The sequence below is a fragment of the Streptomyces sp. NPDC025833 genome (assembly GCF_055558055.1).
Window position 1 is genome coordinate 1 of the sequence record NZ_JBVHNF010000029.1, and the last position, 26,367, is coordinate 26,367.

The following is a 26,367-nucleotide window of genomic DNA, read 5'->3' on the forward strand; positions in this document are numbered from 1 at the left end:
GTTGCTGCCATACGTCGGCTACCAGCCATCGGTGCTCTTCACCGAGGGCGCCGAGCACCAGCGCCGGGCGGGCGTGATCACCCAGGCGCTGGAAGCGGTGGACCAGTTCGAGCTGGCCCGCGAGTGCCAGCTGATCGCGGCGCGGCTGATCTCCTCCTTCGCCGGCAGTGGCCGGGCGGAACTGATGAGCATGTACGCGCACGCGCTGCCCGCCCGCGGCGTGCTGTGGATGTGCGGCATGCCGGCTGAGGACACAGACACCGAACGCCTCGTCGACGACCTGCGCATCTCCCTGGACGCCGGTGAAGGCGACGACCCGGTGGCCGCCTACACGCGCGTCAGCGAGCGCATCATGCGGCTGGTGCAGGAGAAGCGCGAGCGTCCCGGCCCCGACGTCACCTCCCGCATGCTGCTCCACCCCGCCGGGCTCAGCGACGAGGAGATCGTGCAGGATCTGATCTCCGTCATCGCCGCCGCGCAGCAGCCGACCGCGAACTGGATCTGCAACACGCTGCGTCTGCTGCTGACCGACGAGCGTTTCGCGGTCAACGTCGCCGGCGGGCGGATCAGCGTCGGAGAGGCGTTGAACGAGGTCCTGTGGCTGGACACACCCACACAGAACTTCATCGGCCGCTGGGCCGTGCGCGACACGCAGCTGGGCGGGCGTCGCATCCGGGAAGGGGACTGCCTCGTGCTGGGCCTGGCGGCGGCCAACACCGACCCGCAGATCTGGCCGGAGCCACAAGCCGGTTCCGGCAACTCCGCACACCTCTCCTTCAGCAACGGAGAGCACCGCTGTCCGTACCCGGCACCGCTCCTGGCGGACGTCATGGCCCGCACGGCGGTGGAGACGCTGCTCGAACACCTCCCTGACCTCGTACTGGCGGTGGAGCCTGGGGAACTGACCTGGCGTCCCTCGATCTGGATGCGTGGCCTGACGTCCCTGCCGGTGGAGTTCACCCCGTCCGTGAACTAGGCACCGCGAACCAGCCCCCTTCGCGCCCGGGCCGACCCCCGGGCGCGGAGGCAGCGATCCCGTCAGGCCGTGACCGGTGTGAAGCGCACGGGCAGCGTCTTCGGGCCCCGGGTGAAGACCCCCTGCTCGACGAGGTCGTGTCCGTCCGCGAGGCGCAGGTCGGGCATGGCGTCCAGCAACTGGTTCAGGCCCACCTCGACCTCCGCCTTGGCCAGGAGCGCGCCCACGCAAAAGTGCCGGCCGAGTGCGAAGGCGAGGTGGCCGGCAGCGGCCGAGAAGGCCGATGTCGTGGCAAGGTCGTCGCGGAAGATGTCGAACCGGTCGGGGGCGCGATAGCGCCGCTCGTCCCGGTTCGCCGCACCGATGAGACAGGTGACCGTGGCGCCCGCCGGTATGGTGCCCCCGGTGACCTCGACGTCGGTCGCCGACTGTCGCATGATCATCTGGACCGGCGGTGTGTAGCGGAGGGTCTCCGCGAAAGCGGCGGGTATCAGGCTCCGATCCGCGCGGACGGCCGCCAACTGGTCCGGGTTGTCGAGGAGGTTCGCCAGAATGCCGGCTATCGCCTTGTCGGTGGTCTCACCGCCCGCCGCGAGCAGCAGGCTGCAGAAGGCCTTGATGTCCTCGTCGCTCATGCGCACACCGTCCACCTCCGCGGCGCACAGGGCGGACAGCAGGTCGTCGCCCGGGCTGGCACGCCGTTCACGGATGACCGGAAGCATGTACTCGGCGAACTCCACGCGGGTGCGCTCACCGGCGGCGGCGACCCCGGGGTCGCCCGAGAGGTTGCCGAGGAAGGCGATGACGGCCGTGTACCAGCCGTGGAACCGGGCGTGGTCGGCCTTGTCCAGCCCCAGCATGTCCGCGATGACGTTGACCGGGAAACGGGTCGCGTAGTCGCTGACGATGTCGGCGGATCCGGAGTACCGGAAGGTGTCGATGAGCTCGCGCGAGTTGCGCTCGATGACCGGCAGGAACTTTTCCTGCAGATCGCTGCCGCGGAACGCAGGGGCGACCAGGGCCCTGCGTACCGCGTGTTCGCGGCCGCTGAGCTGGAGGATCGTCCTGCCGTGGACCGGTTCGAGCTGCCAAGTGTAGTTGTCGGTAGTGAACTCCGCTTTCTTGTCCTTGAAGACGCGTTCAACGTCCTCGTAGCGGGAGATGATGTAGCTCTGTGTGGCCTCATGCCAGATCAGGGGTTCTTTCTCCCGCATCACCGCATAGGCGGGGTAGGGGTTCGCGGCGAACTCGGGTGACAGGATGTCCGGGTGGTGGTGGGCAGCGGACACGGAACTCCTCAAGTCAGATGCGTGACCATCCCCACAAGGCTATGGATCTTCCAGCTCATCAAAGACGTCTGGGATCGGGAAACTCTGCTACCGCCGATTCGACTGGGGTCCAAGCGCGAGGCGTACCACGAAGCCGTCGAGCAAGCCCACGCTGACTTCGCCGCTCCCCAAGCCGCTGGCGACATCCCCCAGCCCCGCCCGGACGTCGCGACGCTCAACTCACGAGCATGATCGTTCTCACCTTCCAGGCCGGGAGTTCGGTCTGACCGCGCTCGCGGCGGTGCGGGATGACCAACCAGACCGGTGCCTCGGTAGCCGCCGTCTGCAAGGACCGGGGTCCTGCCGACAGCGTCCTTCGCGCCGGAAAGTCCCCACGCCTTATACCGCCTGGCGATGGTGGGGCGGGCCGCGGGCACAGGCAGGCGCGCGGCCCGCACGGCGGTCGTCCGGGGTGGAGTTGCCGGCCGGCTCAGCCGCAGGGCGCGCCGAGCGGCGAGCAGCGCGCGCCGGGCGGCGCCCGGCGCGGATCGGGGCCGGGATCGGACGGTGCGGCGGAGTGCCGCGCGCAGTACCGGCGGCGGGTGACGTACGGTCCCCCTGCCCGGCTCGACAGGACGGCCGCGGCCTGCGGTCCCGCGCTTCCTTCGCACGTTGCGCGGGACCGCACTGCCCCAGCGGCGCGCCACCGGGCAGGCATCCTCCGCCGCGGATTCCATGGATCTGTTTCCGCGAACGTGGTCAGTTCCGGGTCCGTGATGCTGCCTCCGCCCGTGTGCTCGGCCCACACCCGCTGGATCTCAGGCTTGATCTCCTCGGCCAGGAGCGGGCGACGGGAGCGCCCGGCAGGGCTGCGGACGCAGCCGGCCTGTGGACGGTGCCGGCCAGGCACGACACGGCCCGCGGACCGGATCGCGGGCCCAGTGGAGCAACGGGAACGCAGGGGACGGATACACGGCGCCGACGGGGCGAGCAGGGTGGTGCGGCAATCCGGCCGGGCAGCCCGGCCGACGGCGGCGAAGAGTCCGAAGTCGCACCGTCAGGAGCACGAACTCCTCGGCCCACGGGTGAACGGCGGCCCGGGGGGGCGGCGCGTGACAGGCCGGTACGACGAGGCAGCGGGACCGGAGCGCGGAACGACGGAGAGCGCGGAACGGTGGAGAACCAGGCACAGCGGACGGCGGCGCGCGGCGGGCCGGCCCTGGCTGTCAGAAGCGCGAGTTCTCCGGGCAGACACGCGGCCGGGTAGACGCGGCGGGACGCAGGGGGGAGTCGGCAGACGGCCGGCCGGCAGGGCTACCAGCGGGCGCGGATGGCCGCGTCGATCCGCTGCTGGATGTTCCTGGGCGGGTGATTGCGCCCCGCGCCGGTGGCGGTTGACGGAGTCGCGGTGACGCCGATCTCTGCCGCCACGGCCTTGGCCGTGCCCAACTGCTTGATCAGGAAGTTGATCTGGCCTGGTCTTGGGCGGGTCCTGGGTGAACGCTCTACAGATCTCCCTCGCACCCAGCGACGGAAGGCGGTGTGACATCGATGATCACTGCCGTGCCGACAACCGGTCTGCCCTCGTGCATGGTGATCACGTCGCCGGGCTGGACATGGCGCCACTGTTCGGGGCTGAGTGGCGCCAAGCGGACCGTCGCGCTTTCTCCCGGTGCCAGGCCGGGCGCGCCTTCCACCCACAGTCGCGCGACGTTCACTGCCTGCCCGCCGTCGGGGGCCTGGTTGCCGATATTCCAGAGCGGCCGCAGCTGCCCCTGCCCGGAAAAGGCGGTCTGGCGTCCGCCTCTCTCCGTGCTCAGCAGGCTCAGCCTGGCCCGGAGGCTGCCGTGCTGCGTCTCCCAGGCCCGCCACTCGCACCAGTCGGCGCTGTGCTCCAGCATCATCTGGCGGGCTGCGTCTTTGAGTAGCGACCAGAATTGCAAGGGAACCGGCTGCTCGTCCGCGATCTCCATCAGGAGGTCGAGGACAAGCTCCCACTCCTGGTGCCATTGATAGTCGCGCACGTCGTCGACCGTCACACCGTTTTCAGTCCGGGCACCCTCGGGGAGTAGATCAGTCGCTCGCCGAAGGAGCGTGAAGGCATCGTCCATGAGGAGCATTCTTCAAGGCCCCAGCGGCGGCTGCCTGCCGTGCCTTGCCAGCAGGCAGCCCGCGGGCGGCCTTGATCGGGGCCGTCCGCGCTGGATGGCGCCAAGGACTTCGGAGCGGCGTCGGCCCGGTGCTGCACGGCACGCCTCACGTGGTCGCAGGGTGCGAACGGACTTGCCAGGCCGGCACGAAGCGGCAGTGGTCCGGCTGCAGTTCCAGCTCGATTGCGCGGTCGAGCGCAGGGTCGGTGTGCCGGCGCAGGGTGGCCGCGGTGGAGGCGGTGTGGGTCCAGTAGGTGCCTGGCCGGTCAAGGACGAGGACGTGGTCGCTGTGTTCGGCCATCCCGGCTGGCAGGTGCGCGGCGGTAATGGGCTCTTCCGGGTGCTGAGTGATCACCCTGGAGGTGACCAGGACGGCCAGGTTGTACTCGGCTGCCAGGGCGTGAAGCTCGGCCATCGTCGCCGCGGTGTCGGGACCGTGGTTCGTGAGGTCGCTGAAGTGCAGGACTGAGTCGACGATCCATAGCCTGAGTTTTCGGTTGGTGCCGGCTGCGGACAGCAGGCCTCGGCGGAGGCTGTCGCGTGCGCTGTTGCGCGCTCGTGCGCCGTGAAGGGACAGGGGCAGGTCCTTCATCTCGGAGAGCACGGTGGTCTTGAAGGCGGCCCAGCCGCCACGTGGTTCCTGATGGCGGACATCGACGCCGTAGCGGGCGGCGAGAACCTTCTGTTGCAGGGAGCGGAAGGAGATCTCCCCGGAGGTGAACAGGGCGGCGGTACCGGCCTGGGCGTTGTGGAGAGCGATGTTCAGGGCCAGCGTCGACCGGCCGGCCGTCGGCAGTGACACCAAGCCCGTCACCGACCCGGGGGCAAGGGAGGCCAGTGCGTCCCCGCCGGTCCAGGGCAGGGCACTGTGCTCTGAGGATGGTTGCGCAGGGGTGCTCTGCGGCGCGACTTGTGTCCGGCTCGCTGCGGTGGTGGCTGCAGCGGTGACGCTATGGGCCAAGAGTTCGACGGCTGCCGCGCGTCCTGCGGCATCCAGCCGGGCGGGCAGCAGTCCGGCGGCGGCGGCCTCCCGGACACGGCGCAAGGCCTCCTGATAGCCGCATCCCACGGTGTGATGGAGGGTTTTGGCGATGCGCTGCTGGTGGGTGGTGTTCGGTTTCGTCATGACTGCTCCAGTGAGCCTCCGCCAACCTGAAGAAGCAGGTCAAAGGGCTGGTGTGGCGGCCCTTCGGGGTACTCGCGCTGGTCGTGGGCGGCATTCCATGAAGTAGATCGACCGTCAGGGGATGACTTCGGTTCCTGCTCAAGGTCGATGAACGGAGAATGCCCGCCTGAAATGAAGATGATCCGTAGTCGATCAGACCTCTAGCCTGACGGTCATGACTTCACCTGCATATCCTCCAAAGCCTGTGCCCGGTGACCGCATAGCGATCATCTCTCCTTCGTCCGGATTGCCCGAGCTCTTCCCTCTGCCGTACGAGCTGGGGCTCAAGCGGCTGCGTGAGGATTTCGGCCTCGAACCGGTGGAGTACCCGACCACTCGCAGAATGGGTTCCACGCCCAAGGAACGCGCCGATGACATCCACGCCGCGTTCGCCGATCGCTCGGTCAGGGCGGTGATGGCCAGTATCGGTGGCGACGACCAGATCACCGTGCTTCCGTTGCTGGACCGCGAGCTGATCCGCGGAAATCCCAAGCCCTTCTTCGGAACGAGCGACAACACCAACCTGCTGGTCTTCCTGCACAACCTGGGCATCGTTGCCTACCACGGCGCCTGCCTGATGACCGAGCTCGGCCGCCCCTACGCACTCCACCCCATGACCGCTGACTCGGTACGCGCGGCCTTGTTCACCTCGGGCCCGTACGAACTCCGCCCCGCCACGCGCTACCGCGACACCGACCGCGACTGGGCCGCCCCGGCCACCTTCGACAGGGAACCGGACTCGCAGCCCGCCGACGGCTGGATCTGGCACCAGCTCGACCAGCTCGTCGAGGGCCGCGCCTGGGGCGGCAATCTGGAAATCCTGTCATGGCTGCTGATGGCCGACCGCGAGATCGCACGCGACCCAGCCGCCTACGAGGGCGGCGTGCTGTTCTTGGAGACGTCGGAGGAGATGCCGAGGGGGAGGAGGTCTTCCGGATCTTGCGCAACATGGGAGAACGGGGCCTGCTGGCGCGCTTCCCGGCCCTGTTGATGGGCCGCGCCAAAGCGTGGTCCTTCCAGCAGCCGAACAAAGCGGAGGACAAGCTGCGCTACGCCGCTGAGCAGCGCGAAGCGGTGCTACGCGCACTGGCGACGTACGCCCCGCACACCATGGCTGTGTTCGATGTCGACTTCGGGCACACCGATCCCCAACTGGTGATCCCTTACGGCGGAACGGTCAGCGTGGACGGTCCCGCGCAGCGGATCACGGTGACGTACTAACGGCGCTGGAGATCCTCAGCTCACGGCAAAGCACCAGAAACAGGCCCTCGCCAGGAGGCACACAGTACGATCCGGTGCATGGATCCCGAATTACTGAAACGGATCACCGTTCGGCGCGCGGAGCTGGACGAACTCGAAGAACAGCTGGCCAAGGAGCTGGCGGACGTACGGGCCGAGCGCGACGAACTCGAGGTCGGCGAAAGGGTCCTTGAGTGCGTGAGCGAGCAGCTCGCCAACGAGCGTGCCTCGGTCATGCCGGTGCCCGGGCAAGTGGCTGGACGGGCCGTGATGCTGATCCCACACCGCGCGCCGGACGTGGAGGAGGCCATACTTCCGCCGGACTACCAGCGCATCCTCGCCGCTGTGCGGCAGGCCGCCGGACCGGTCATGGCCCGTCAGGTCGGCGAGATGCTGGGCGTGGACATCAGTGCGCGGGGCAAGCTGGAGCCGTTGCGCGGGAAGCTGGTCAGGTTGGTCGACCGCGGCTGGCTGCGGAAACTGCCCGACGGCAGGTTCACCACCCGCCTGTGATGCGGGCGTAACCACGGCGCCCCCGGCGGCCGTTGGAATTGTGTGACGCAAACCAATGAACACGCCGAAGACACTTGCCCGCTTGTCCACCAGTGCCGTCTACCGCTGTCCACGGGCACCGTCAACCACCTCGCCAGCCTGCTGCGGCGTCATCTGAAGGCGATTCGATCAAGGTGGCGGATCCTGCCGCCGGGGAAGATCACGGTGATCGTCTTGGCCGTGCTGCGCCACGACCAGCGCCTGGCCGACATGGCCGGCGGCAACAACGTGTCCGAGTCTACCGTCCGCCGCTGGCGCGACGAGCTGATCGGACTGCTCGCCGCCCAGGCCCCACGCCTGAACCGCGCCCTGAAGAAGGTCGCCAAGCAGGGCGGAGAGGTGGTCCTGATCGACGGCACCCTCATCCGAACCCAGCGCCGCACCGGCAAGGCCGACCGGCGGAACTACTCCGGCAAGCACCGCAGCCATGGCCTGCACTTCCTCGCCCTGACCGACGAGAACGGCCGTCTGATCTGGATATCCGCGGCCCGGCCCGGCCGCACCCACGACAACACCGCCGCCCGCCACGACCACATCCTGACCCACCTGCGCGCCGCCGGCCTCGGAGCGTTGGCCGACCTCGGCTTCCGCGGCCTGGACAACGACATCCTCGACCCCGTGATCGTCACCGGCTACATCGCCACTCGTACCCACAAGATCATCCCCGGCCAGAAGGAAGCCAACCGTGTCCTCGCCGTCGGACGGGCACCGGTCGAACACGGCTTCGCCCACCTCAAGAACTGGCAGATCCTCACCAAGCTCCGCACCGCTCCCGCCCGCGCCACCCGCCTCCTGCGCGCCCTGCTCGTCCTGACGAACCTCGAAATCAACCGCTGACGGATGATCTTCTCCGTGGACTCCCGCTCACGACCAGCATGAGTACCCCGAGGACCGGTCACACCAACCCTTTGACCTACTACTTCAAGTTGGCGAAGGCTCAGTGCACCGGCGGTGCCGTCCCACCACGGCGTGCCAGATGCACGGACGTCACGGCGCGTTCGCGAAGCACCATCCATCCTTTTCGTCTTCCGAGCGGCCGCTCAGGTTCGCTTGCGGCCGGGAGGTGGGTCCTGGCCGTGGCACGCGCGAGACGAGGCACGTGGGAATGGAGGATAGCCACCGCCGGGTGGACTGAAAAGACGGCATCGCGTCACCGCCGGTGGACCATGACGCCGTCCCTTCGGGTTCGGTATCTGTCCGACGCTTCCCGGCCTGCCGAGGTCACGGTGCGACGGCCGGGCTGGCTGTGGGCGTTAGCTAACGAGAGCGCCCCTGAAACCGGGGGGCGGACTCTGCGGCGCCACCTCGGACGCAGTACCGGCAGCCCCTTCTCGCCGGGCCCCTGCCCGCTACTGGCAGCTTTGTGTCCGGCGTGCGGGGAGGGCGCTGCGCTGGACACTTCAGGCCCGCGGTTGCTCCGCTCTCGTCTCGGCCCCGGTGTCCTAGCTCAGACACCAGCCGCAAAGTAGGTCGTGGGTAGCCGGACGAGTCCCGTTTCCGTGTCCGGGGCGCCGTCGTTGATCTGATCGAGTGATCGAGGCCAAAGGGGCGCTGTTCTGGTCGAACGTCAACTCGTACGGCACCTTCCGCCTGGACATGGACGCCCGGCTCGACCTGGGACCGGTTGCCGCCGTGCCCCGCCCCCGCACATCTGCCGGCGCTGCCGACCGATCACGCACGCAGCCACGATGAGGGACTTCCGGGTTTAATTGCCTTGGCGCCCGGTCCCGAGCCGGCCTCGAATCCGAGCGGACTCATCTCGACCGGCTAGGTGGTCAAGAATCGCCACCTAAGCCGCTCACTGCGTGGGCTCGCGGTTGTAGAGCTTCTTGGCCCACAGATAGCCGCCCAGGGCGATCAGGGCGCACCAGCCGATGGCGAGAATCGCGTTGTTGCCGATCGGGGTGCCCATCAGCAGCCCGCGCAGGGTCTCGATGAACGGGGTGAACGGCTGGTAGTCGGCGAACCATTGAAGCCCGGCGGGCATCGAGTCGGTGGGGACGAATCCACTGCCCATCATCGGCAGGATCATCAGTGGGGTCAGCATGTTGCTCGCGGCTGCGACGCTCTTGGCCATGATGGCCAGCGCGACCGACAGCCAGGTGAGCGCGAAGATGATCAGCACGAGCACGCCGATCACGCCGAGCCATTCACCGAAGTCCGCGGTGGGATCGAAGCCCACCAGTAGTGCGACGCCGGTGACGATGGCCATGCTCAGCAGGGTCTGGGCCAGGCTGCCCAGCACGTGGCCGGTGAGCACCGAGACCCGGGCGATGGCCATGGTGCGGAACCGGGCGACGATGCCCTCGGTCATGTCGAGGGCCACCGAGATCGCGGTGCCCTGGGCCGCGGTGGCCGCGGTCATCAGGATGACGCCGGGGACGACGTAGTTCACGTAGGTGTCCCGGCCGCCGGACGGGCCGCCGAGGCCACTGCCGAGGATGCCGCCGAGGACGTAGACGAACAGCAGCAGGAAGACCACCGGGACCCCGGCCGCGGTGAGGGTGAGTGTCGGGTAGCGCAGCAAGTGCCGCAACTGGCGGCGCAGCATGGTCATCGAATCGGTGAAGGCGTGGGTGGCGGTGCTCATCGGACGGGCTCCTGTTCCGCGACGGGGTTGCCTGTCAGCGCAAAGAAGACATCGTCGAGATCGGGGGTGTGGATCTGGAGTTCCTCCACGGTGAGCGAGGCGCCGTCGAGCCGGTCAAGGAGTGCGCGCAACGACCGGACGTCGCCCTGGCTGGCGACCTGGAGAGTGAGTGCCTCATCGTTGCGGGACACGACGTCCAGGATCTGGGCCGCGTGGTCGTGGTCGTGTGCGTCGGTGAATGTCAGGGTGATGTGGCCTCCGCCGACCTGCTGCTTGAGCTCCTCCGCCGAACCCTGGGCGACGATCTTTCCCTGGTGCAGCACCGCGATCCGGTCGGCGAGTTGGTCGGCTTCGTCGAGGTACTGGGTGGTGAGGAAGATCGTGACGCCTTCATCGGTCACCAGACGGCGGATGATTTCCCACATGGTCCGCCTGCTGCGCGGGTCGAGGCCGGTGGTCGGCTCGTCGAGGAAGATCACCCGCGGTCGGCCGACCAGCGTCATCGCGAGGTCCAGGCGGCGGCGCATCCCGCCGGAGTACGTCACCGCGGGCTTGCGGGCCGCGTCCACCAGGTCGAATCTCGCCAGCAGGCCGGTGGCGCACTGCCGCCGTTCCCGGCGGGGCAGGTGGTGCAGGTCGGCCATCAGCAGCAGGTTCTCCTCGCCGGTGAGGAAGCCGTCAACCGCGGAGAACTGGCCGGTGACGCCGATCGCGGCACGGACCGCGTCCGGATCACGGACCACGTCGTGGCCGGCGACCCGGATGTCGCCGGCGTCAGCTCGGATGAGCGTGGACAGGATTTGCACCATGGTGGTCTTGCCCGCGCCGTTCGGGCCGAGTAGGGCGAAGACCGATCCTGCGGGGATGTCAAGGTCGATGCCGCTCAGCACCACGTGGTCGCCGTACGCCTTGCGTACCGCGGCCGCCGAGAGGGCTGGGGGACCGAGATGGGTGGTCATGGGTTCCGCTTCCGTCGATGAACTTCAACTGACCTTCACGTCTCGGTAATAGTTGCGTTGCATGCACTAATTCGTCAATCGCACTAACGCGAAGCAATGATGTATATGCAGGTAGAGTAGGTGAATCGTTGCATGGCGGATGCCTGGTAATGCAACGGAGGGCGTTGCACTAAGCTGGTTCGGACGTCGACCAGTGGAGGACGCTCTGATGCCCGGCGACCGACTCACGCTCCAGGACCGTCAGCAGATCGCCGCGGGGCTGCGCGAGGGGCTGACCTACGCCGCCATCGGCCGCAGCGTCGGGCGGCCGACTTCGACCGTCACTCGCGAGGTGATGCGCAACGGCGGGCCGCGCGGCTACCGCGCCGAGGCGGCGCACCGAGCGGGCGCAGGGCACGTGCGTCAGCGCAGGACCGCCGCGCCGGCACTCTCAACGGGAAGGGCCGACTTCGGCGGGCGCGATCCGAGGATCGTGGACGAGGCGGGCGCGCAGAACGTGGAGCTGATGATTCAGGCCGGGCTCCCGCAGATGATGGCCAAGGTGCTCGCCGCGCTGTTCACCACCGACAGCGGCAGCCTCACCTCTGCGGACCTCGTGCGACGCCTGCGGGTCAGTCCCGCCTCCGTCTCCAAGGCCATCGGCTACTTGGAGAACCAGGCACTCATCAAGCGCGAGCGCGACCCCCGCAGCCGCGCCGAGCGCTACGTCATCGAAGACGACGCGGTGTTCACATCCATCATGGCTGGCGCGCGCAACCAGACCCGGATCGCCGAAGCCTGCGCGGCCGGAGCCCGGAAGCTTGGCGTCACCACCCCTGCCGGTGCCCGACTGGAGAACACGAGTCAGTTCCTCCGCCACGTTATCGACGACCTGGTCCGCTCGGCCGAGCACTGGCACAAGGTCTACTCCACCCGCCCTCGGCAGGCATCTGAAACCGACTGAGCGGGCCACGTTGGCCACAGGTCTCGCCGCATTGCTTCCGTCACGATTGACGGCCCTGTTCTCCCGAGGGGTCGACACCCTGACAGTTCCCCAACCGCAAGAGATGCGGGCAGCGGCCCCGCAGACAGGAGGCGCAGAGTTCCGCTGCTGGGCCTGCGGGGCCGGTGCATCACTCACCTACCCTGCGATGCGCCCGATACGCCCGATCCCTCCCAACGGCTCACAGCCCAGGAGACCGTGTCACGCGAGTGGGGCCCGGCCGCATCCGGCCGGGCCCCACTCGTCTCGCATGCGGCGCGTTCCTCACGCCGGGTGTGTCGGTCGTCTACCAGCGGTACCAGCGGCCCTTGCGGCCGCCGCTGTCCGCGGTGCGGACGACGAAGCCCAGCAGCCACACGACGAGCACGATCACCGCGATCCACCACAACGCCTTCAGAGCGAAACCCGCACCGAAGAGGATCAGAGCCAGAAGAAGAACCAGAAGCAGGGGAACCATTGTTATCAACCTCCTGACCAGCAGATGCCCTTACTTTTTTCCGACAACCCCACAAAGCAGGAGTTATTTCCGCGCGGCGCGGGGCATATGCGCGGGCGCCGAGCGCCAGGCCTGCTTCCCCCGGTGTCACTTCCTCACGCAGCACGGGCCGCCTCGTCATCGGCCTCCGCACCGGGCAGTCCACGGTCTAACGCTTCGCGATCGACGCCCAAGCGCGATAGCCGGTGCCGGCTCGTCCGCCGGTCCAGGTCACAGACCTCGATGCACGCGCCAGTGGCCCACGGCGGCCAGCCGTTCACGCCTCCTTCTTGCCGTGCTGGCCGTCGAACTCACGCAGCATCCGGGCCGGAGCGCGTGACGGGGGAACTTCTGCAACAGGGGCGGTCGACGTCACCGGACTCGCCCGGCGCCAGGCCGACCGGCCGTACCTGACGCATCAGACCGGCTTCACGCCCGCTGTCGCAGCCGCCGTCGCCCCTTCCTCGGCGCAGCAGGCCAGTGCCGCTTACCGCGCCCGCTACGAGCCCGCTACGACGAGGAGGGCTTCCTGCGTGCTGCGACCCGGGACGGCGCGCGGCCCTTCGCCGGGCGGGCCGCCCAGATCCAGGCCACGGCCGAACGGCTGCTGCGGGGCCAGGCCGCCCGTGCCCTGGCGATACCCGCAGGACGGATACACAGCGCCGGCGGGGAGACAGCGAACCGCCCCGGCGCAGCGGAGCCCGACGGGACGGCGAGCGGCGGCGCAAAGTCACACCACCGCCAGGAGGAGCGCGAGCTCCCGGCCGGGACGCGACGACACGGTCACCCGGCGCGGCCGGGAGCGGCGGCGGGCAGGGAGCGGCGTGCGCGGCCGGTCCTGGTGGGCGGGCGCGCGGCCCGGGACAGGGCGGGACCGCCCGGCGGTGGTGGGGCGGGCCGCGGGCACAGGCAGGCGCGCGGCCCGCACGGCGGTCGCCCCGGGGTGGAGTTGCCGGCCGGCTCAGCCGCAGGGCGCGCCGGGAGGCGAGCAGCGCGCGCTGCTCGCCGCCCGGCGCGGATCGGGGCCGGGATCGGACGGTGCGGCGGAGTGCCGCGCGCAGTACCGGCGGCGGGTGACGTACGGTCCCCCTGCCCGGCTCGACAGGACGGCCGCGGCCTGCGGTCCCGCGCTTCCTTCGCACGTTGCGCGGGACCGCACTGCCCCAGCGGCGCGCCACCGGGCGGGCATCCTCCGCCGCGGGTTCCATGGGCCGGGCGAGTGTGACCGGTGGCTGGTCTTCTCGCTCGTGTGCTGCAGGGAGGGGGATGCTCAGCCGCGCGCCGAGCCACTCCAGTTCCGCGGGGAGGGGCCGGGGCCGGTCCGGCGGGGCCGAACGTTCAGGGAAAGCGCTGTGTACCGCTCGAGAGGGCGGGGCGGCGAGCGCGGGCCAACGCGCCTGCCGGAGAGTCCTGAGCCGGGTTCGGGCTTGCGACCAGGAGCCGGCAGGCGGGGCGCACTGGCGGGGAAGTGGCCGGAGGGCATGCAGCCACCGATCCAGTCGCAGGGACCCGGGTTCGGAGAGGTGGTCGGCTGCCGGATGCCTGCTGAACTCGTGGACGTCTTCTTCACCGCTGTCAGGAACACTGAAGCGACTGGGGGCGTCGACCCGCACCGTCTCAACGAAGCGGCCGACGCCGTGCACGAGCTGATCGAGGCGTCTAACGCCCCTGTCCGGAAGAAGCGCACCGCCGAGAAGTGAGGAGGCAGTCATGCAGAGCAGAACCCACAAGCAGCAGATCGCACAAGAGCTGATCGACGGCGCTGCTGCGGTCCTGATGCTCGATGAACAGACCATCACCCCCGACCTCGGTCAAGCGGTGGCCAAGCTGCTGCGTTCCTCTGCCGTGTACGCCAACGCGGTCGGAGACGAGCCCCGCACGGTGAGGGACGCGCTGCTGCTGGCGCGTGCTGTGAAGGCCGCGGACCACGACACCGAGAAGTGACAACACGGTGAGCGACTGGCTGGCCGACTACCTGGACTGGAAAGCCGACCACCTCGAACCCTGGCTCCCACCCGAAAGGCACCCGACCATGAACACCCCGAGCGAACTTCGAGGCCGCGCAGCCGAGCTGGAGCAGCGCGTGCCGCCGGTCTACGCCGGTCCGCGTACCGACGACGAGCGGATGTGGCTGGAGAAGGCCACCGCCCTCCGCGCCGAAGCCGACCAGATTGAAGAGCAGGAAGACGACGAGCCGGCGCGCGCCCGGACGGGGGAACTTCTGCAACAGGGGCGGAAGTTCGCCTTGCGGAACAGTCCGCCAGTCCAGGAGAGCAGCCGGTCGTGAACGAGTCGTTGCAGGCAACACAGCCTTCTTACAGTGCCGTCGAGTTGAGTGGGCCGCCGGAGGCGGTCGCCCGGCTCATGGCTGCTCTCGCCACGGCGGGAGAGATCATCTTCGATCACCGCTCGGCGCCCGACGCACGCGGTGACGTGGTGTACAGGGCGAAGGTGGTCACCTACGAGGCGGCCGGCAAGGAGGCGGCGCCCGGGCAGGTCGAGGCGGTCGTGCAGAGCCGCCTGCGTCTGGACCCGGTGCGCCGGCCCGGTCTCGGGCAGGACGCCGGCGGGCGGCGGCTGGAGGAGGACGTCACGGCCGCGCTCGCCGCAGTGCAGGGCGTCGGTGAGGTGGCAGGGAGCAGGCTGGTGGCCGTGGTGCCCTCCGGGGGCGCTCACTAGCGTGGCTGCGGACGCGGAGGGTCTGCCCGAGGAGGGGCTGGCGCTGTGGCTGACGGAGTGGAAGGTCAGCGCAAGGATTCCGTGGCTGGGGCGTCATCTGGTGGCGTCGGTCGGCCCGAGCGTGGCGGGACAGCTCGACTTCTTCCTGCATCCCGACGGGCAGGCGGTGAAGGTGGCCATGTTGCGCGTGCATCCCGATTTCCAGCGGCGCGGTCTGGCCGGCGTGCTGATGGACGCGCTGTATGCGGCGCATCCCACGGCCTGGATCAACCACGGCGGGCGCACCGAGAGCGGTGCGCGCTGGTGGAACGGCTACCGGGAGCCGGCGCCGCAGCGCAACGTCCACAACCGGCCCCCCGAGGACCCCGAGGAGTGGGCGAGCTACTTCGACGCGGTGGATGTCGCCTCGGACAAGGCCCACAACGCGCACCAGAACAGGCACTACGGGCTGGACGGTCACCGAGACGCCGTCTACCGCTACGGCGAGCGTCTGGAGTCGGAAGCAGCCCTGCACGCCAGCGCCTACCGGCCGGTCACGCCGGTGCGGGTGGATCCGGGCGCTCAGCCCTTGCACGGTGCGGTCCGGCTGGTCCTGCCGCCTTCCGTCCACGAGTACGTGCACGACCGTACGCAGGACCCGGGCGCGCGGGCCGCGGCGCTGCTGGAACATCTCGGGCACGGCAACCTGCCGCGCGAGGCGTACTGGAACACCACCCGGCAGGCCGCGTTCGCCGACGCCCATCACGAGGAACTTTTCGAGCGCCAGCCGCCGGGGCCGCCCGTCACGCACGTGGTGTTCACCCTGGCTCCGTTGCCGCTCTCGGCCCTGCATGCGGCCCGCGCGCTGGCGACGAGCGTGGAACTCGAGCACCCCGGTGACGTGGCGGTCGACGTCACCGGGCTCGCCTGGCGCCAGGCCGACCGGCCGTACCTGACGCATCAGGCCGGCTTCACTCCCGCTGTCGCAGCCGCCGTCGCCCCTTCCTCGGCGCAGCAGGCCAGTGCCGCTTACCGCGCCCGCTACGACGAGGAGGGCTTCCTGCGTGCTACGGCCCGGGACGACGCGCGGCCCTTCGCCGACCGGGCCGCCCAGATCCAGGCCATGGCCGAACGGCTGCTGCGGGGCCAGGCCGCCCGTGCCCGGACACCACAGCCACCGCCACCGCAGTCAGCCGTGCCGCAGCCCCCCACCCCCGGACAGCGCCCGCACGGACCAGGCCGGCGCGCCTGAGAAACCGGCCCCGGGAACGCCGACCTTCACGGTGCATACACGGGAGTTCCGTTGGCCTCGTCCGCGCGCCGGGCGACAGCGGCCGCAAGCGCTCCCCAATCGGTGACCTCCGGGGCGGCCCGGAAGTACTGCTGCGCGGCGTCGAAGATCTACGCGCGGTCGACGTGCAGGATCACGCGGCGGCTCCGCCGGCACCGGTCGTGCCGAACGCCTCGTCGAAGGCCGGCCGCCGCGCGGTGAGGGATCCGCCCACGCAGGAAGGCCGAGTCCGACGAAGTCACGTCCAGGAAGCCGGCCACCAGGCAACCGGCGCGCGTCGTACGGGTCGGCAGCAGTGTGCGGACTGACCCTGGCGGTCTACCGTCCCTCGGTAGGCACCGCTGACCCACCGCGTAACCAACTCGGCTGCTTTGTCCGGCAGTTACGCCGCCGTCGTCCACGGCCGGCCTGGGGATAGGGACGGGGGGACGCGCTGCTCCCCGGGCCTGTGGACCGCACACGCGGTGCGCAGCAGGACTGTTCTGTCGGTGGTCGGTGGGGGCGCGTACCGTGAGCCGGCACACCGAACTCGCAGCAGGAATCGCCATGCCACTCACCGCGGAGCAGTCCGTTTCCGTCGCCGTGCCGGCCGCGCGGCAGCGTCGGCCGCGACGGTCGTCGGTCCGCCACGGCCAGGCCTCGTGCGCCGACTACGGCTGCACCCGCGCCGAGTGCCGCCAGGCAGCACTGCGCGCCCGCCGCCGGCGCAACCAGGATCGCGCACGCGGTCGATCCGCCCGTGTCCCACCACATGCCGCCGCCCGGTGGGCGGTCCGGCTGCGCGAACGGGGCATGTCCGCCCAGGACATCGCCGACCGGGCCGGCCTGTCCGTGACCCTGGTCCGCCGCGTGCTGCGCACCCCGGCAGACGGTCAGAGCGCCCGGGAGATCGCCCGCACCTCCGCCGACGCCATCCTCGGCATCCCCCTCCCCCACCGCCGCGCCCCCGGCTCCCCCGGCCTGACCGACTCCGTCGAGGCATCCCGGCTGCTGGCCGACCTGGCACGAGCCGGATGGCCCGCCACCGCACTCGCCCAACGCCTGGACGTCAACGCCCGCACCGTCGCCGAGGTCCGCGACACACGCCCCCGCCTCCACCTCGATCTGGCCCTGCGGATACGCCGCCTGCACCGCGATCTGATCAGCCTCGACCCGGTCGGCTACGGCATCCACCCCACCGACATCGCCCGCACTCGCGCCGCCGCCGCCCGACGCACTGCGAGGACCGTCTAACGGGTAGCTCCAACACGATGGCCAACCCTCGTCGGCTCCGAGCGCAGACAGGAGACGCACGTGACCGCCATACCCCAGGGCCGCGACTGGACCCGGATGAAGCGCGCCGATTTCGACGACTGCGCCCCGCTCAACCTGGTCGACGCGGCGGTGTGCCGGCCGGTGCCCGCCGTGCCCGACGAGTGCGGGACCCAACCACTGTTCGGGAAGGACCCGAAGCCTCCGCGTCCCCGCCGCCCCCGCACGCTGGCCCAGGCATCCGCCGAGGATTCCGAGAGCACTGACACCTTGTTCTGAAGCCGGCACGCCGCGCCCGTTGGGTGCGGGCATGACCGACCCCGTCCCGCTCACCGGCCGCCAGGCCGACCGGCTCATCACCGTTTCCCGGCACGGCCAGGACCTTGACGTTGCGGCCACGGAACTCGGCATCGACCTGCGCGCTGTGTGGGCCGGGGCCCGGTACCGACACCCGGCTGGCGGTCGCTCTCGCCGGCCGGGATCCCGACGTCCCCGAGGAACGCGGCCACACCCTGCGGGACTTGCGGCTACTTGATGGGGTGGGCGTCGAGCCAGCGGTCCAATTCGTGCGCCGACCCGAAGACGTCGTCCCGGTTGGTCGCCTGCGGGAGCGTCGCGGCGCCAGCCGGGGCGCCCAGGTCCCGGCCGGTGCGGGGGCGGGGTTGTACCGGCTCGCCGCCGGTAGAGCCCGCGCCTCACACCCTTTTCTCCTCGATGCGGTCAGCCCCACAGGGCGCCCCGTCGGCGGCGACGGCCGGGGCCCCGGGTCGCGGCGCCGGCGGGCCTTGCAGTCGTTGCGGTTCCCGGCGAGCGGCCGGCCGACCACGACGACCAGGCGGGTGTCGGCGTCGATGACGACCTGGTGGTTGGTGGAGTACCGGTAGTTCTTCGACCGCTCGGCGATGGTGTGGTCGCGGGTGGGGACCAGGGTGCCGTCCACAATGAGCACGGTGTCCTTGGCGAACCGCTTGCGGGGCTGGAGCGCGAGCATCGGTCCGAGGTGGTCGATGATCCGGCCCGCCGCCGACTTGGACACCCCGAACAGCGGGGCGAGCTGGCGCATGGTCAGGTTCGTGCGCCAGTACGCCGCGACCAGCAGTGCCCGGTTCTCCAGCGGAGGGCTCCATGGCCGGCCCCTGCGGACCGCATCCGCACCCTCGCGCCGCAGCACCGTCACCAGCTTCCCGAAGGCACGCGGGCTCAGCCCTGTGAAGGGGGCTATCCAGGAGGGCTCCGACGCCGTGATCACACCAGCCACATCAAGATCATCCCAGTTGCCGAGGCTGTCCCCTGTCCTCGATCCTGTGTGCTCGGCAAGCAGGAGGGCACATGGGGCTGGTTCTTTTCCCGGGCGATGGAGACAACAGCAGTCCGGATGTCTCCTGGTCCTACAGCGGCTTTGCCGCGTTCCGGCGGCGCCTGGCCGAGGCCGAGGGATTCGTCCTCTCCGAAATGTGGGGCTTCGGCGGCGAGCGCCTGTGGAGCGAGGTGTCCACCGCTCTGGAGCCACTCCTCGATCATCCAGATGCCGGCGGTGACGACCTCTCGCCCACCGAGTGCGCGTCCATACTGGTCCGGCTGGAGGCGATCACCGACCAGTGGGCACGGGAGGAAGGCGACCAGCTCCTCCAGCAACACATCGAGGACGCCCGCCAAATGGCGGGCGTCCTACGGCTCTGCATCGAGAAGGACGTCCCGCTGGCCTTCCTCTGAAGCCCGCCATAGGGGTCCTCCCACCAGACCCACGACGCGCAGCATCGTTACCCGCCACCCTTCCCACCGCTCACCGCAGCTCCGATCCCGTCCGCCGTCGACCCATACACCGTGGAGCAGGCGCGGTGCCTGGCGTCCAGATGGAGCGCGCCACTGTATGAACGACCTGGACGCCAGGTGCCGTGTCTGCTCGGCTCTGCCTGGGTCGGCGGTGGACGGGATCGGAGCACCCCGCACACGCCACTACGTGCCCGCAATCGGCGACGGCGCCCCCTCCATCCGGGTGCCGGCCGATCCCCCGCCGGAGGCTCCATCTTGACCGCGGGCCGCTCTATGCGGTGATCGACTCATGGCTCCCGGCCCTATCCACCTGTGGGCGCGCGTCGGCGCAACACGGGCGGAGCGGGCCGAAGGCAGGAGCGGCGCCCGCAGCGAAGCCGGGAGCGCGCCCGGCGGGGCGGAGCGCAGCCGGGGCATGATGGCAGCTTTGGATGCCACGGCCCCTCGTCTCACACATCGCCGCAGGCAGAGGGGCCGTTGCCGTTGATCAGAGCGCGAGCATCCGAGTCTCGTCACAGCTCCCGGGCACCTCTCCGCGTGGGCAGGGCGACACGTGCGCGGCGCAGGTCTCGGGGCGGGACAACCAGGCCCGGAAAAACAGCGGGGCACGGCAGGCATGCCGCGCCCCGGCTAGAAACGCGGGACCGGGTCTACAGAGGTCCGGGGCTGTGCAGGCGGCTGAACTCCCCTTCAGGGAGCAGTTGGCGGCCCAGAGTCCCTGTACGGGCGCTGGCCGCCGGGCTGTCCGTGCTGGCGGGTCCATCGTTTCCGAATGCACGCTCGCTCAGCCGCAGAACGGAAGCTCCGATATGGGCGTGCCGAATTGCAGCGCGCGGAGGTGTCGGAGCCGAACGGCCCCCCAGGGCCGGGCGGCGGAACCACGCACCGGCACCAGCCACGCCTCAATGCTTTTGAGCGTCACGGTCGGCACCACCCGAGACTCAGCAACGCTGATGCCGCCTACGGTCCGCACGAGGCCGCGGAGCCGCGCGCGAAGCCGCCTCAGCCCACGACCGGCAACCGAACCTCAGCAGTCGGCGGCCGTCGGCGGATGGATCCGTGGCCTCACCCGCCCGGGCGCAGCCCTCGCTGCTGTATGCAGGGGTTGGAGGGTGCGGCTCGGGCTGCGGGGGTGCGCCTCTAAAGATCAGATAGTCGCAACGCGCTGACCTGCGAAAACGCGGACGATGCATGCAACCAGGGTGCATGCATCGTGGTCGCGGGCGGTGAGATGCATGCACGTAGGTGAATAGATCGTTCCTGTCCAGGGACACGCCCGCCGCATGCATGGATCCCAGGCATAACATCGCAGATCTGCTATGTTATGCGGCGCCAACGATCATGAAGATGAAGGAGAGGCCCGTGGCCCAGCCCTTGAGGCGCAGCGCGGAGGCGTCACGGCTGGCTCCGGCTCCCCCGCCCTCGGATGCCGTCAACGGCATGGAGTCGGCGCGGGATCTGCTGAAGCGGTTCGAGAAGCTCGCCAAAAAAGGCGGCACCTTCAGCACGAACCCCGAGGTCAAGCCGTACGTCTTCTACGGAACCCAGCACCTGAGCATGGCCCAGGTGATCGAGGACAGCCTGTGGAAGTTCGACCTCAGCACGATGTCCCGCAACGTCCTGGACCACCTGAAGACCCATCACGACGACCAAGCTCTCGTGGAGATGACCCAGAGCGGCCTCGCGGCGAAGTTCGGGTGCTCGCAGTCGAAGGTGTCGCGCGCGATCGGACAGCTCAGCCGTCACAACTTCACCTGGAAGGAGCGGCGAGGGGTGTACCGGGTCCACCCGCTCTACGCTTACCGGTGGGGCAGCGTGAAGCAGCGGCGGCTGGTGAAGTCGCTGGAGAAGGTGCTCTTGGAGCACGAGATCGTCATTCCGACCGTGAGGAACGAGGTCACGCGATGAGCAGCACTGTCCCTGGTTTCCACAACCCGGAGATCTTCGAGGTCCTGCCGAACGCGTGCCTGTCGCCGACGGCCCGCGACGTGTTCGATGTCCTCACCGCCCGCCAGGAGCCCGGCGGCCTGGTCCGCATCCGGCAGCAGGAGATCGCCGAACGCCTCGGGCTGACCCAGCCCGTCGTCTCGCGCGCGATCGGCCAGCTGCGCGACAAGGGCATCCTGAGCGAGCGGCAGCGCAAGGGCACCGTGCTCATCCACCCGCTGCTGGCCGGCTACGAGTCGCTGACCCACATGGTCAACCACCTCAAGGACCCCGACACGTTCGTGTGGCCGCTGAACTTCCCCACCGGCGACATCCGGCCGCCACGGGCCCGAGACGCCCGCACCGGCACCGACTTCGACCCCGACCCGGACGGCGGCGAAGACGCCCCGGTTCCCGAGGCCCGGCCCACCCTTCGGCTGGCCGGCTGACCGCCGCCGACACCGCGCACCATCACGGCGCCCCCCCGACCGGGAGGCGCCGTCGCCGTTAACGCCCTTTGACCGAGCAGCGCACCGGTAGCACTGGCTAAACCGGATCGTTCTGGAGCAGCAGAGCAAACCGGCGCCGGCGACGACACGGTAACCTGGCGCGGCCGGGAGCGGCGGCGGGCAGGGAGCGGCGTGCGTGGCCGGTCCTGGCGGCCCCCGACCCTGCCGCACCCATGTGCTGCGCGGACCCATGTAGTCGACAGCGGGCCTTGGCCTTCGCTCGGGCGAGACGCCGCGACGAGGTCGCCTGGCGCACGACCGCAGCCGGACAGAGCGGAACGCTCGGGCGCAGCCACTTAACCCCTGATTTTACCCTTTTTGCAACCCGGGCGATGGGGAGATCTGTCCTCGCTCGGGGGACACAATGCGCCGGAACGTCAGCGAGACCGACGTATATGTCAGCGTGGCCGACCTATCGCCGCCGTCCACGCGGCATGGGCTCCGGGGAGAACAGCCAGGTGGTCGTCCCAGGATGCCGCGAGCGTGATGTCGAGCCGTCGTACTGGTCAGTTCGACCTGATTCTGTGACGGCTGTACGTCACGCTCGCTGCCGTGCGCGACGAGCCGCGCGGCGGCGCCACGCTCTGGACCGGCAGCGGCCGGAGCAGTACACCGCGTCCTGGCGGCGATCACCGCCGGCGAAAGTAAGCACGCCGCACTCCGGACAGGTCAGCAGCCTGACCATGCGGGTGTCACCGTTCCACTCCGCTTCGGCCAGCATCATCGCGAGGGTCATGATCCGGTCGGAGGCCTGCCGGGCCCGGTATGCCTGAGCCCGGCACACGTCGTCGCAGTACCGGCGCCTGACTGACGCGCTCCTCGGCAGCCGGGCCCCGCACAGGGCGCAGAAACGGATGCGGGCCACGACCTCAGCGTCGCTCGCCGGGGCCTCTTCCGCAGGCGCGTGCCGTCTGAGCGCGTGAACAGTCCGGTCTCGTCACAGCTCCCGGGCGCCTCTCCGCGTGGGCAGGGCGACGCGTGGGCGGCGCAGGCCCCGGGGCGGGACAGCCAGGCCCGGAAAACAGCGGGGCCCGGCAGGCATGCCACGCCCCGGCTAGGATGCGCGAGCGGGGTTGCGCTGGTCCGCCGCCTGTGGAGCCCCGCACTCTCCCCCTTCCCGGACGGCCGACGCGTGTGGGGCACCGGCCGATCGAGGACGTGAGATGTCATGACCGACCGCCGCACCCGGCAGTTCGACCGCGCCGTGCGCGAGTACCAGCGCACCCACCCCGGAACCAGCCTGACCGATGCCCGCGGGGCCGTCGCCGCTCTCGCCGCCGCCCGGCCGCAGGGCGGCCTGCCGGCCCGGGTCCCCGGCGCACCGCTGCCCCGCCCGGGAGAGGCGCTGGACGGCTACACGAAGCGGGTCGCCGCCGCGGCCGGCGTCCACCGGCACCGGGCCATGGAACTCCTCGCCCTGGCGCCCGGCTCCTCAGCCTCCCGGCGTCTGGCCGAGCTCACCCGCGGCCGACTGCCCGACGACGCCGTCCGGGCCCTCGTCGCGGCCACCGGCATGACCCCCGCACAGGCCCGGTCCCTCACCACCGCCCCGGCCCCCGTCCCCAGCGGCACGGCTCCAGCCGCCGCCTACGAGGCTCTCCGGCGCACCTCCCGGGAGGTCCTGAACAGCAAGGCGATCCGGCCTGGCGGGCGGGGCAAATCCCGCACGAGTTTCACGCTCGCCCTGGCCCTGGCGGTTCGTGACGAGCGAGTCCGCCTGATCGACACCGACCCGCCCCGCAGCCTCGACGGCTGGACGGAGCCGGCCGCCCGCCCTGTGCTCGTCGACCTGCCATGGCCGGTCGAGGGCAGCGCACCGCTCGCGGACCCCGACCTCGTCGACGAACTCCTGGAGGAGCTCGGTACCGCGCCCATCGCCCAGGCCGAGTAGTCCGCGACGTCCCCGGTCAGCGCGGAGCAGGGCCGGACGCCGGGTGGGGCGTGCCGGGGTGTCGGTGGGCGGCTGCGGCGTCGTCGTGACGCCATGGCCAGCGGGACGGCGTGGGAAGGGTGCACTCGGCCGCGCGCCCTCCCCGTCGCGCTCTGGCTGCCCGGAGAGCGCGCGGCAGGCCGGTGTTCCGGGTCCGGGCCGGTCGGCTGCTTCTCCCAGGGGTCGTGACCGGTCGGCTGCTCGTCGGTTGAGGAGGGTGGCGGGCGGCCGTTGCGTTCGGCCCGGGAGTTTCTATGTGCGGCCGGGGCTTGGGGGAAGGTGCGGCTGGTGGGCGGCGGACTGCTCCTGGCCGTGGTCGCGGGTGACCGGTTGCGCGGGACGCGGGGCGGGGTAGTCGGCGGCCCGCTGCCTGTGTTGTTCCTGTACTCGCGCGATGCGCCGTCCGAGGTCGTCGAGAACCGCTCCCTGCACCACCTCCGCCACCTCGATGACCCCCTCAGCGCTCACCGGGTCGTGTTCACCCGGAGTCCCCGGACGCTCCTGGCCGCCCTTCATCCCGGCGAACCCGTCCGTGAAGGACGGGTCGGTGGCAGCCTCGAACCTCCCGCGGATTGCGGGGCCCGGGTCGTTCGGAGGAACAGGTGGCCTCGGGGCGAGGGATCTCACCAGGAAGGGAAGGCCGGGAAGGGTGTTGAGCACGCGTTGGTCGCTCTCGGTCCAACCGGCCATGATGAAGCTGTCGGCCGTGCCGACCCGCGCAAGGAGCGCCTGGCGAGTACCGGGGTCGTGCAGGAGGTCGGCGTGAACGACCAGGACGCCACCGGTGTTGCGCTGCGGGTACCGCAGCGCCTCACCGACGGGCATGAGCGTATAGGTGAGGTCCGGGTGCGTCTCGTCGACGGTGGCGCGGAACTGTGGCAGCTGGTGACGGAAGTGGATCACCGTCAACGACGTGCCCGTGCGGGCGGCCAGCTGCGCTCCCGCAGCGACGGCGATCTGCATGCCGGGGGCGCCGAGGCTGTAGGAGACGAGACCTCCGCCGGAAGCCACCAGCGACTCGACCAGCTGCGCCGCCTCGGGGTGGTTGATCACATCGTTCATGAGAGTCCCTCCTGCAGCGAGGTCCGGATGACTCGCAGCCTGGCCTCGCAGTATGCCGATCTGGACGGATGATTAGGTACGGCCTGGCCCTGGTGGCTGGTGCTGCTGTGCGGCAGCCTGCTCTGCGCCGTGGTCGTGGCTGGCCGGGCGACAAAGACCGGGCGCGGGATGGTCGGTGATCCGCTGCTCCGTCTGTTTCCTCAGCTGCTGGATGCGCCGGCGGACGTCGTCCGGATCCGCATGCAGCACTTCGTCAGCGAACTTCTCTGCTTCCAGCCGGTCCTGTTCGGCCGGCCGGTTGAGCTGCCGGATGAACCGCTGCTTGCGCTGTTCGCTGGAGGGCGGGGTCCAACGAGGGGCAGCGCCCGCAGCGTGCAGGCGCCCGGCGGCGGACCGGGTGATGGCCTCACTGCGCTCGTCCGCCCCGGGACTGGGCGCGAGATTCTGCATGGCGGTCGGCAGCAGGTCGCCGGCCCGCAGGACGAGCCCGGGTGTGGCCAGGGAGTCGAGGGTGGTGTCGCTGTAGTCGTGGCGGGCCACCACAAGGTGGCTGGCGTGGCGGGCCATGGCGAGCAGCGGGCGGCGTACGTCCGTGGCGCGCAGGACGTCGGCGTGCACGGCCAGGACGCCGGTGATGCTGTCGGCCGGCTGGAGGGCCGCCTCGTCGGCGGAGATGACCGCGCAGTGGATGTCCGGCTGCAGCTCGCGCACGAAGGCCCGGGTTTCGGCGTGCAGGACGCGGGCTTCCACGATCGTCAGCGGGGCGCCGGTCCGGGCCGCCAGTTGTGCTGAGGCGGCGACGAGCGTCTCCCGGCCGCCGCAGCCGGTGTCGTAGGTGACGCGTCCTCCGCCGGCGGCCACCAGGGTCTCGACGGTCCTCGCGATCTGCGGATGGTTCAGCACGCTGGGCTCCATACGGACCTTCCCTTCGTGTGATCAGTGGTCGTGGGGAGGCCGCCGGGGCCCTGTGCGCGCTGTGCGGGCGGTGCTGCGCCTTTCGGTGTCAGTGGCGGGCGGTTCGTGGGCAGGGGCGCGGATGCTCGGGGCGTTGGACGGGGCTGGTGCGAGACAGGCAGGCGGCCCCGCGGGCGGCGCGGCCGGGCGGGGTGCTGTCCCGTCTGTGGCGTCGGCGTCCTGCTGGAGGCTGCGGCGCGGCGGCGTCGGTGCGCCCGGCCGTCATGCGGCAGTGTCGTGGGGTGCGCCGCAGCGCGGGCAGGGGCAGGGATGGTTTTCACAGGGGGCGTTCAGCGTCCGGCAGCGGGGACAGGTGCAGCGGGCCGCTTCGCCTGGTGAGCGGCGTGGCCCGGCGGCCGGCGGTATGGCGCAGGGCCAGGCACCGGGTGTGTGGCCGGCGGGCGGCGGGAGCGTTGCCACAGTGCGACGACCTGGGCCGTGGTGCGGGCCGGGCGGATGTGCAGGCGGATGAAGGCCGGCAGGTCGCCCTCCTTGCGCATGGCCGTGATGTCCTCGGTCTGGAAGTCCTCCATGGCGCACTCCCCCGTCTTCTCCGGCCTGTGTGGCCCGGTGCCTGGCCGAGTCAGTGTCGGCAGGGCGGACCGGGGGCCCGGGGTGCACGGCGCGGGGCGTTCCGTCCGGCGGGGCGCGGCGTCC

The 26,367-nt window shown here is 70.4% G+C and carries 25 protein-coding genes and 3 pseudogenes; 17 read left to right on the forward strand and 11 right to left on the reverse strand.

The window, feature by feature from the left end; all coding sequences use genetic code 11:
* Positions 1–976 (forward strand): cytochrome P450 (locus ACZ4K2_RS34710; RefSeq protein WP_467481145.1); only part of this gene is annotated, 976 nt, incomplete at its 5' end.
* A gap of 62 nt (positions 977–1,038) precedes the next feature.
* Here the strand turns inward: ACZ4K2_RS34710 and ACZ4K2_RS34715 are convergent.
* The 4 genes and pseudogenes from ACZ4K2_RS34715 to ACZ4K2_RS34730 all read right to left on the reverse strand — a co-directional run bounded on the left by ACZ4K2_RS34715 (position 1,039) and on the right by ACZ4K2_RS34730 (position 5,520).
* The gene (locus tag ACZ4K2_RS34715; RefSeq protein ID WP_467770000.1) at positions 1,039–2,265 is read right to left on the reverse strand and encodes a cytochrome P450; all 1,227 of its coding nucleotides are present in this window, start codon (positions 2,263–2,265) and stop codon (positions 1,039–1,041) included.
* Positions 2,266–2,506: 241 nt separating this feature from the next.
* A pseudogene (locus ACZ4K2_RS34720) lies at positions 2,507–2,690 on the reverse strand (IS5/IS1182 family transposase); the annotation flags it as partial.
* A gap of 1,059 nt (positions 2,691–3,749) precedes the next feature.
* Positions 3,750–4,355, reverse strand: a complete 606-nt coding sequence (locus tag ACZ4K2_RS34725) for a hypothetical protein (protein ID WP_467480102.1) — start codon at positions 4,353–4,355, stop codon at positions 3,750–3,752.
* Positions 4,356–4,500: 145 nt separating this feature from the next.
* Positions 4,501–5,520 carry a hypothetical protein gene (locus ACZ4K2_RS34730; protein WP_467480104.1) on the reverse strand — a complete coding sequence of 340 codons (1,020 nt, stop codon included), beginning with the start codon at positions 5,518–5,520 and terminating at the stop codon, positions 4,501–4,503.
* Between the two features lie 214 nt (positions 5,521–5,734).
* Between ACZ4K2_RS34730 and ACZ4K2_RS34735 the strand changes: the two are divergent.
* From ACZ4K2_RS34735 to ACZ4K2_RS34750, 4 genes and pseudogenes are all read left to right on the forward strand, one after another.
* Positions 5,735–6,780, forward strand: a pseudogene (locus tag ACZ4K2_RS34735) (S66 family peptidase).
* A gap of 78 nt (positions 6,781–6,858) precedes the next feature.
* The gene (locus ACZ4K2_RS34740) at positions 6,859–7,311 is read left to right on the forward strand and encodes a hypothetical protein (protein WP_467480106.1); all 453 of its coding nucleotides are present in this window, start codon (positions 6,859–6,861) and stop codon (positions 7,309–7,311) included.
* A 204-nt stretch (positions 7,312–7,515) separates the two neighbouring features.
* Complete coding sequence (locus tag ACZ4K2_RS34745; protein ID WP_467480108.1) at positions 7,516–8,187, forward strand: transposase family protein; 672 nt, start codon at positions 7,516–7,518, stop codon at positions 8,185–8,187.
* Between the two features lie 693 nt (positions 8,188–8,880).
* Entirely contained in the window at positions 8,881–9,042 is a 162-nt protein-coding gene (locus tag ACZ4K2_RS34750) for a hypothetical protein (protein WP_467480110.1), read from the forward strand.
* A 106-nt stretch (positions 9,043–9,148) separates the two neighbouring features.
* Here ACZ4K2_RS34750 and ACZ4K2_RS34755 read toward each other — a convergent pair whose 3' ends face one another.
* Together ACZ4K2_RS34755 and ACZ4K2_RS34760 are read right to left on the reverse strand one after the other, a co-directional pair.
* On the reverse strand, positions 9,149–9,940 hold the full coding sequence (locus ACZ4K2_RS34755; RefSeq protein WP_467480112.1) for an ABC transporter permease: 792 nt from the start codon (positions 9,938–9,940) through the stop codon (positions 9,149–9,151).
* A complete protein-coding gene (locus ACZ4K2_RS34760) occupies positions 9,937–10,899 on the reverse strand; it encodes an ATP-binding cassette domain-containing protein (protein ID WP_467480115.1) in 963 nt (320 codons plus the stop codon). The genes ACZ4K2_RS34755 and ACZ4K2_RS34760 overlap by 4 nt, the downstream gene beginning before the upstream one ends.
* Positions 10,900–11,107: 208 nt before the next feature.
* Here ACZ4K2_RS34760 and ACZ4K2_RS34765 point away from each other — a divergent pair, with 208 nt between their 5' ends.
* A complete protein-coding gene (locus ACZ4K2_RS34765) occupies positions 11,108–11,842 on the forward strand; it encodes a GbsR/MarR family transcriptional regulator (RefSeq protein ID WP_467480118.1) in 735 nt (244 codons plus the stop codon).
* A gap of 325 nt (positions 11,843–12,167) precedes the next feature.
* On the opposite strand, the gene ACZ4K2_RS34770 is transcribed toward ACZ4K2_RS34765, so the two are convergent.
* The gene (locus ACZ4K2_RS34770) at positions 12,168–12,338 is read right to left on the reverse strand and encodes a DUF5670 family protein (RefSeq protein WP_011113206.1); all 171 of its coding nucleotides are present in this window, start codon (positions 12,336–12,338) and stop codon (positions 12,168–12,170) included.
* 1,499 nt (positions 12,339–13,837) lie between these two features.
* On the opposite strand from ACZ4K2_RS34770, the gene ACZ4K2_RS34775 reads away from it, so the two are divergent.
* The 7 genes from ACZ4K2_RS34775 (at position 13,838) to ACZ4K2_RS34805 (ending at position 17,835) form a co-directional block, all read left to right on the forward strand.
* A complete protein-coding gene (locus tag ACZ4K2_RS34775) occupies positions 13,838–14,056 on the forward strand; it encodes a hypothetical protein (protein ID WP_467480120.1) in 219 nt (72 codons plus the stop codon).
* A gap of 10 nt (positions 14,057–14,066) precedes the next feature.
* A complete protein-coding gene (locus tag ACZ4K2_RS34780; protein ID WP_467480121.1) occupies positions 14,067–14,300 on the forward strand; it encodes a hypothetical protein in 234 nt (77 codons plus the stop codon).
* Between the two features lie 7 nt (positions 14,301–14,307).
* Positions 14,308–14,643 (forward strand): hypothetical protein, encoded by a 336-nt coding sequence (locus ACZ4K2_RS34785; RefSeq protein WP_467480124.1) that lies wholly within the window; start codon positions 14,308–14,310, stop codon positions 14,641–14,643.
* Positions 14,644–14,720: 77 nt separating this feature from the next.
* Positions 14,721–15,035 (forward strand): hypothetical protein, encoded by a 315-nt coding sequence (locus ACZ4K2_RS34790; RefSeq protein WP_467770001.1) that lies wholly within the window; start codon positions 14,721–14,723, stop codon positions 15,033–15,035.
* A 1-nt stretch (position 15,036) separates the two neighbouring features.
* Positions 15,037–16,266 (forward strand): GNAT family N-acetyltransferase, encoded by a 1,230-nt coding sequence (locus ACZ4K2_RS34795; RefSeq protein ID WP_467480129.1) that lies wholly within the window; start codon positions 15,037–15,039, stop codon positions 16,264–16,266.
* 585 nt (positions 16,267–16,851) lie between these two features.
* On the forward strand, positions 16,852–17,538 hold the full coding sequence (locus ACZ4K2_RS34800) for a hypothetical protein (protein ID WP_467480133.1): 687 nt from the start codon (positions 16,852–16,854) through the stop codon (positions 17,536–17,538).
* 60 nt (positions 17,539–17,598) lie between these two features.
* Complete coding sequence (locus ACZ4K2_RS34805; RefSeq protein ID WP_467480135.1) at positions 17,599–17,835, forward strand: hypothetical protein; 237 nt, start codon at positions 17,599–17,601, stop codon at positions 17,833–17,835.
* Between the two features lie 502 nt (positions 17,836–18,337).
* Here the strand turns inward: ACZ4K2_RS34805 and ACZ4K2_RS34810 are convergent.
* Positions 18,338–18,814, reverse strand: a pseudogene (locus ACZ4K2_RS34810) (transposase family protein); the annotation flags it as partial.
* A 71-nt stretch (positions 18,815–18,885) separates the two neighbouring features.
* Here ACZ4K2_RS34810 and ACZ4K2_RS34815 point away from each other — a divergent pair.
* The 3 genes from ACZ4K2_RS34815 (at position 18,886) to ACZ4K2_RS34825 (ending at position 21,704) form a co-directional block, all read left to right on the forward strand.
* Complete coding sequence (locus ACZ4K2_RS34815; protein WP_467480138.1) at positions 18,886–19,269, forward strand: hypothetical protein; 384 nt, start codon at positions 18,886–18,888, stop codon at positions 19,267–19,269.
* 1,422 nt (positions 19,270–20,691) lie between these two features.
* Complete coding sequence (locus ACZ4K2_RS34820) at positions 20,692–21,237, forward strand: hypothetical protein (protein WP_467480140.1); 546 nt, start codon at positions 20,692–20,694, stop codon at positions 21,235–21,237.
* Positions 21,234–21,704 carry a helix-turn-helix transcriptional regulator gene (locus ACZ4K2_RS34825; protein ID WP_467480142.1) on the forward strand — a complete coding sequence of 157 codons (471 nt, stop codon included), beginning with the start codon at positions 21,234–21,236 and terminating at the stop codon, positions 21,702–21,704. The genes ACZ4K2_RS34820 and ACZ4K2_RS34825 overlap by 4 nt, the downstream gene beginning before the upstream one ends.
* Before the next feature lie 598 nt (positions 21,705–22,302).
* Here the strand turns inward: ACZ4K2_RS34825 and ACZ4K2_RS34830 are convergent.
* A complete protein-coding gene (locus ACZ4K2_RS34830) occupies positions 22,303–22,629 on the reverse strand; it encodes a hypothetical protein (RefSeq protein ID WP_467770002.1) in 327 nt (108 codons plus the stop codon).
* 303 nt (positions 22,630–22,932) lie between these two features.
* Here ACZ4K2_RS34830 and ACZ4K2_RS34835 point away from each other — a divergent pair, with 303 nt between their 5' ends.
* On the forward strand, positions 22,933–23,655 hold the full coding sequence (locus tag ACZ4K2_RS34835) for a TniQ family protein (RefSeq protein ID WP_467480144.1): 723 nt from the start codon (positions 22,933–22,935) through the stop codon (positions 23,653–23,655).
* A gap of 291 nt (positions 23,656–23,946) precedes the next feature.
* Here the strand turns inward: ACZ4K2_RS34835 and ACZ4K2_RS34840 are convergent, their stop codons facing one another.
* Entirely contained in the window at positions 23,947–24,756 is an 810-nt protein-coding gene (locus ACZ4K2_RS34840) for a hypothetical protein (protein WP_467480146.1), read from the reverse strand.
* Positions 24,757–24,828: 72 nt separating this feature from the next.
* Positions 24,829–25,671, reverse strand: a complete 843-nt coding sequence (locus ACZ4K2_RS34845; protein WP_467480148.1) for a hypothetical protein — start codon at positions 25,669–25,671, stop codon at positions 24,829–24,831.
* Positions 25,672–26,367 lie beyond the last annotated feature (696 nt).

Bases quoted from the DNA above. Each gene is read 5' to 3' on its own strand.
- ACZ4K2_RS34790 (WP_467770001.1), top strand. From the start codon at position 14,721: ATGGCTGCTCTCGCCACGGCGGGAGAGATCATCTTCGATCACCGCTCG.
- ACZ4K2_RS34845 (WP_467480148.1), bottom strand. From the start codon at position 25,671: ATGGAGCCCAGCGTGCTGAACCATCCGCAGATCGCGAGGACCGTCGAG.
- ACZ4K2_RS34775 (WP_467480120.1), top strand. From the start codon at position 13,838: ATGCAGCCACCGATCCAGTCGCAGGGACCCGGGTTCGGAGAGGTGGTC.
- ACZ4K2_RS34780 (WP_467480121.1), top strand. From the start codon at position 14,067: ATGCAGAGCAGAACCCACAAGCAGCAGATCGCACAAGAGCTGATCGAC.
- ACZ4K2_RS34770 (WP_011113206.1), bottom strand. From the start codon at position 12,338: ATGGTTCCCCTGCTTCTGGTTCTTCTTCTGGCTCTGATCCTCTTCGGT.
- ACZ4K2_RS34725 (WP_467480102.1), bottom strand. From the start codon at position 4,355: ATGGACGATGCCTTCACGCTCCTTCGGCGAGCGACTGATCTACTCCCC.
- ACZ4K2_RS34755 (WP_467480112.1), bottom strand. From the start codon at position 9,940: ATGAGCACCGCCACCCACGCCTTCACCGATTCGATGACCATGCTGCGC.
- ACZ4K2_RS34740 (WP_467480106.1), top strand. From the start codon at position 6,859: ATGGATCCCGAATTACTGAAACGGATCACCGTTCGGCGCGCGGAGCTG.
- ACZ4K2_RS34730 (WP_467480104.1), bottom strand. From the start codon at position 5,520: ATGACGAAACCGAACACCACCCACCAGCAGCGCATCGCCAAAACCCTC.
- ACZ4K2_RS34800 (WP_467480133.1), top strand. From the start codon at position 16,852: ATGCCACTCACCGCGGAGCAGTCCGTTTCCGTCGCCGTGCCGGCCGCG.
- ACZ4K2_RS34840 (WP_467480146.1), bottom strand. From the start codon at position 24,756: ATGAACGATGTGATCAACCACCCCGAGGCGGCGCAGCTGGTCGAGTCG.
- ACZ4K2_RS34765 (WP_467480118.1), top strand. From the start codon at position 11,108: ATGCCCGGCGACCGACTCACGCTCCAGGACCGTCAGCAGATCGCCGCG.
- ACZ4K2_RS34815 (WP_467480138.1), top strand. From the start codon at position 18,886: ATGGGGCTGGTTCTTTTCCCGGGCGATGGAGACAACAGCAGTCCGGAT.
- ACZ4K2_RS34760 (WP_467480115.1), bottom strand. From the start codon at position 10,899: ATGACCACCCATCTCGGTCCCCCAGCCCTCTCGGCGGCCGCGGTACGC.
- ACZ4K2_RS34825 (WP_467480142.1), top strand. From the start codon at position 21,234: ATGAGCAGCACTGTCCCTGGTTTCCACAACCCGGAGATCTTCGAGGTC.
- ACZ4K2_RS34835 (WP_467480144.1), top strand. From the start codon at position 22,933: ATGACCGACCGCCGCACCCGGCAGTTCGACCGCGCCGTGCGCGAGTAC.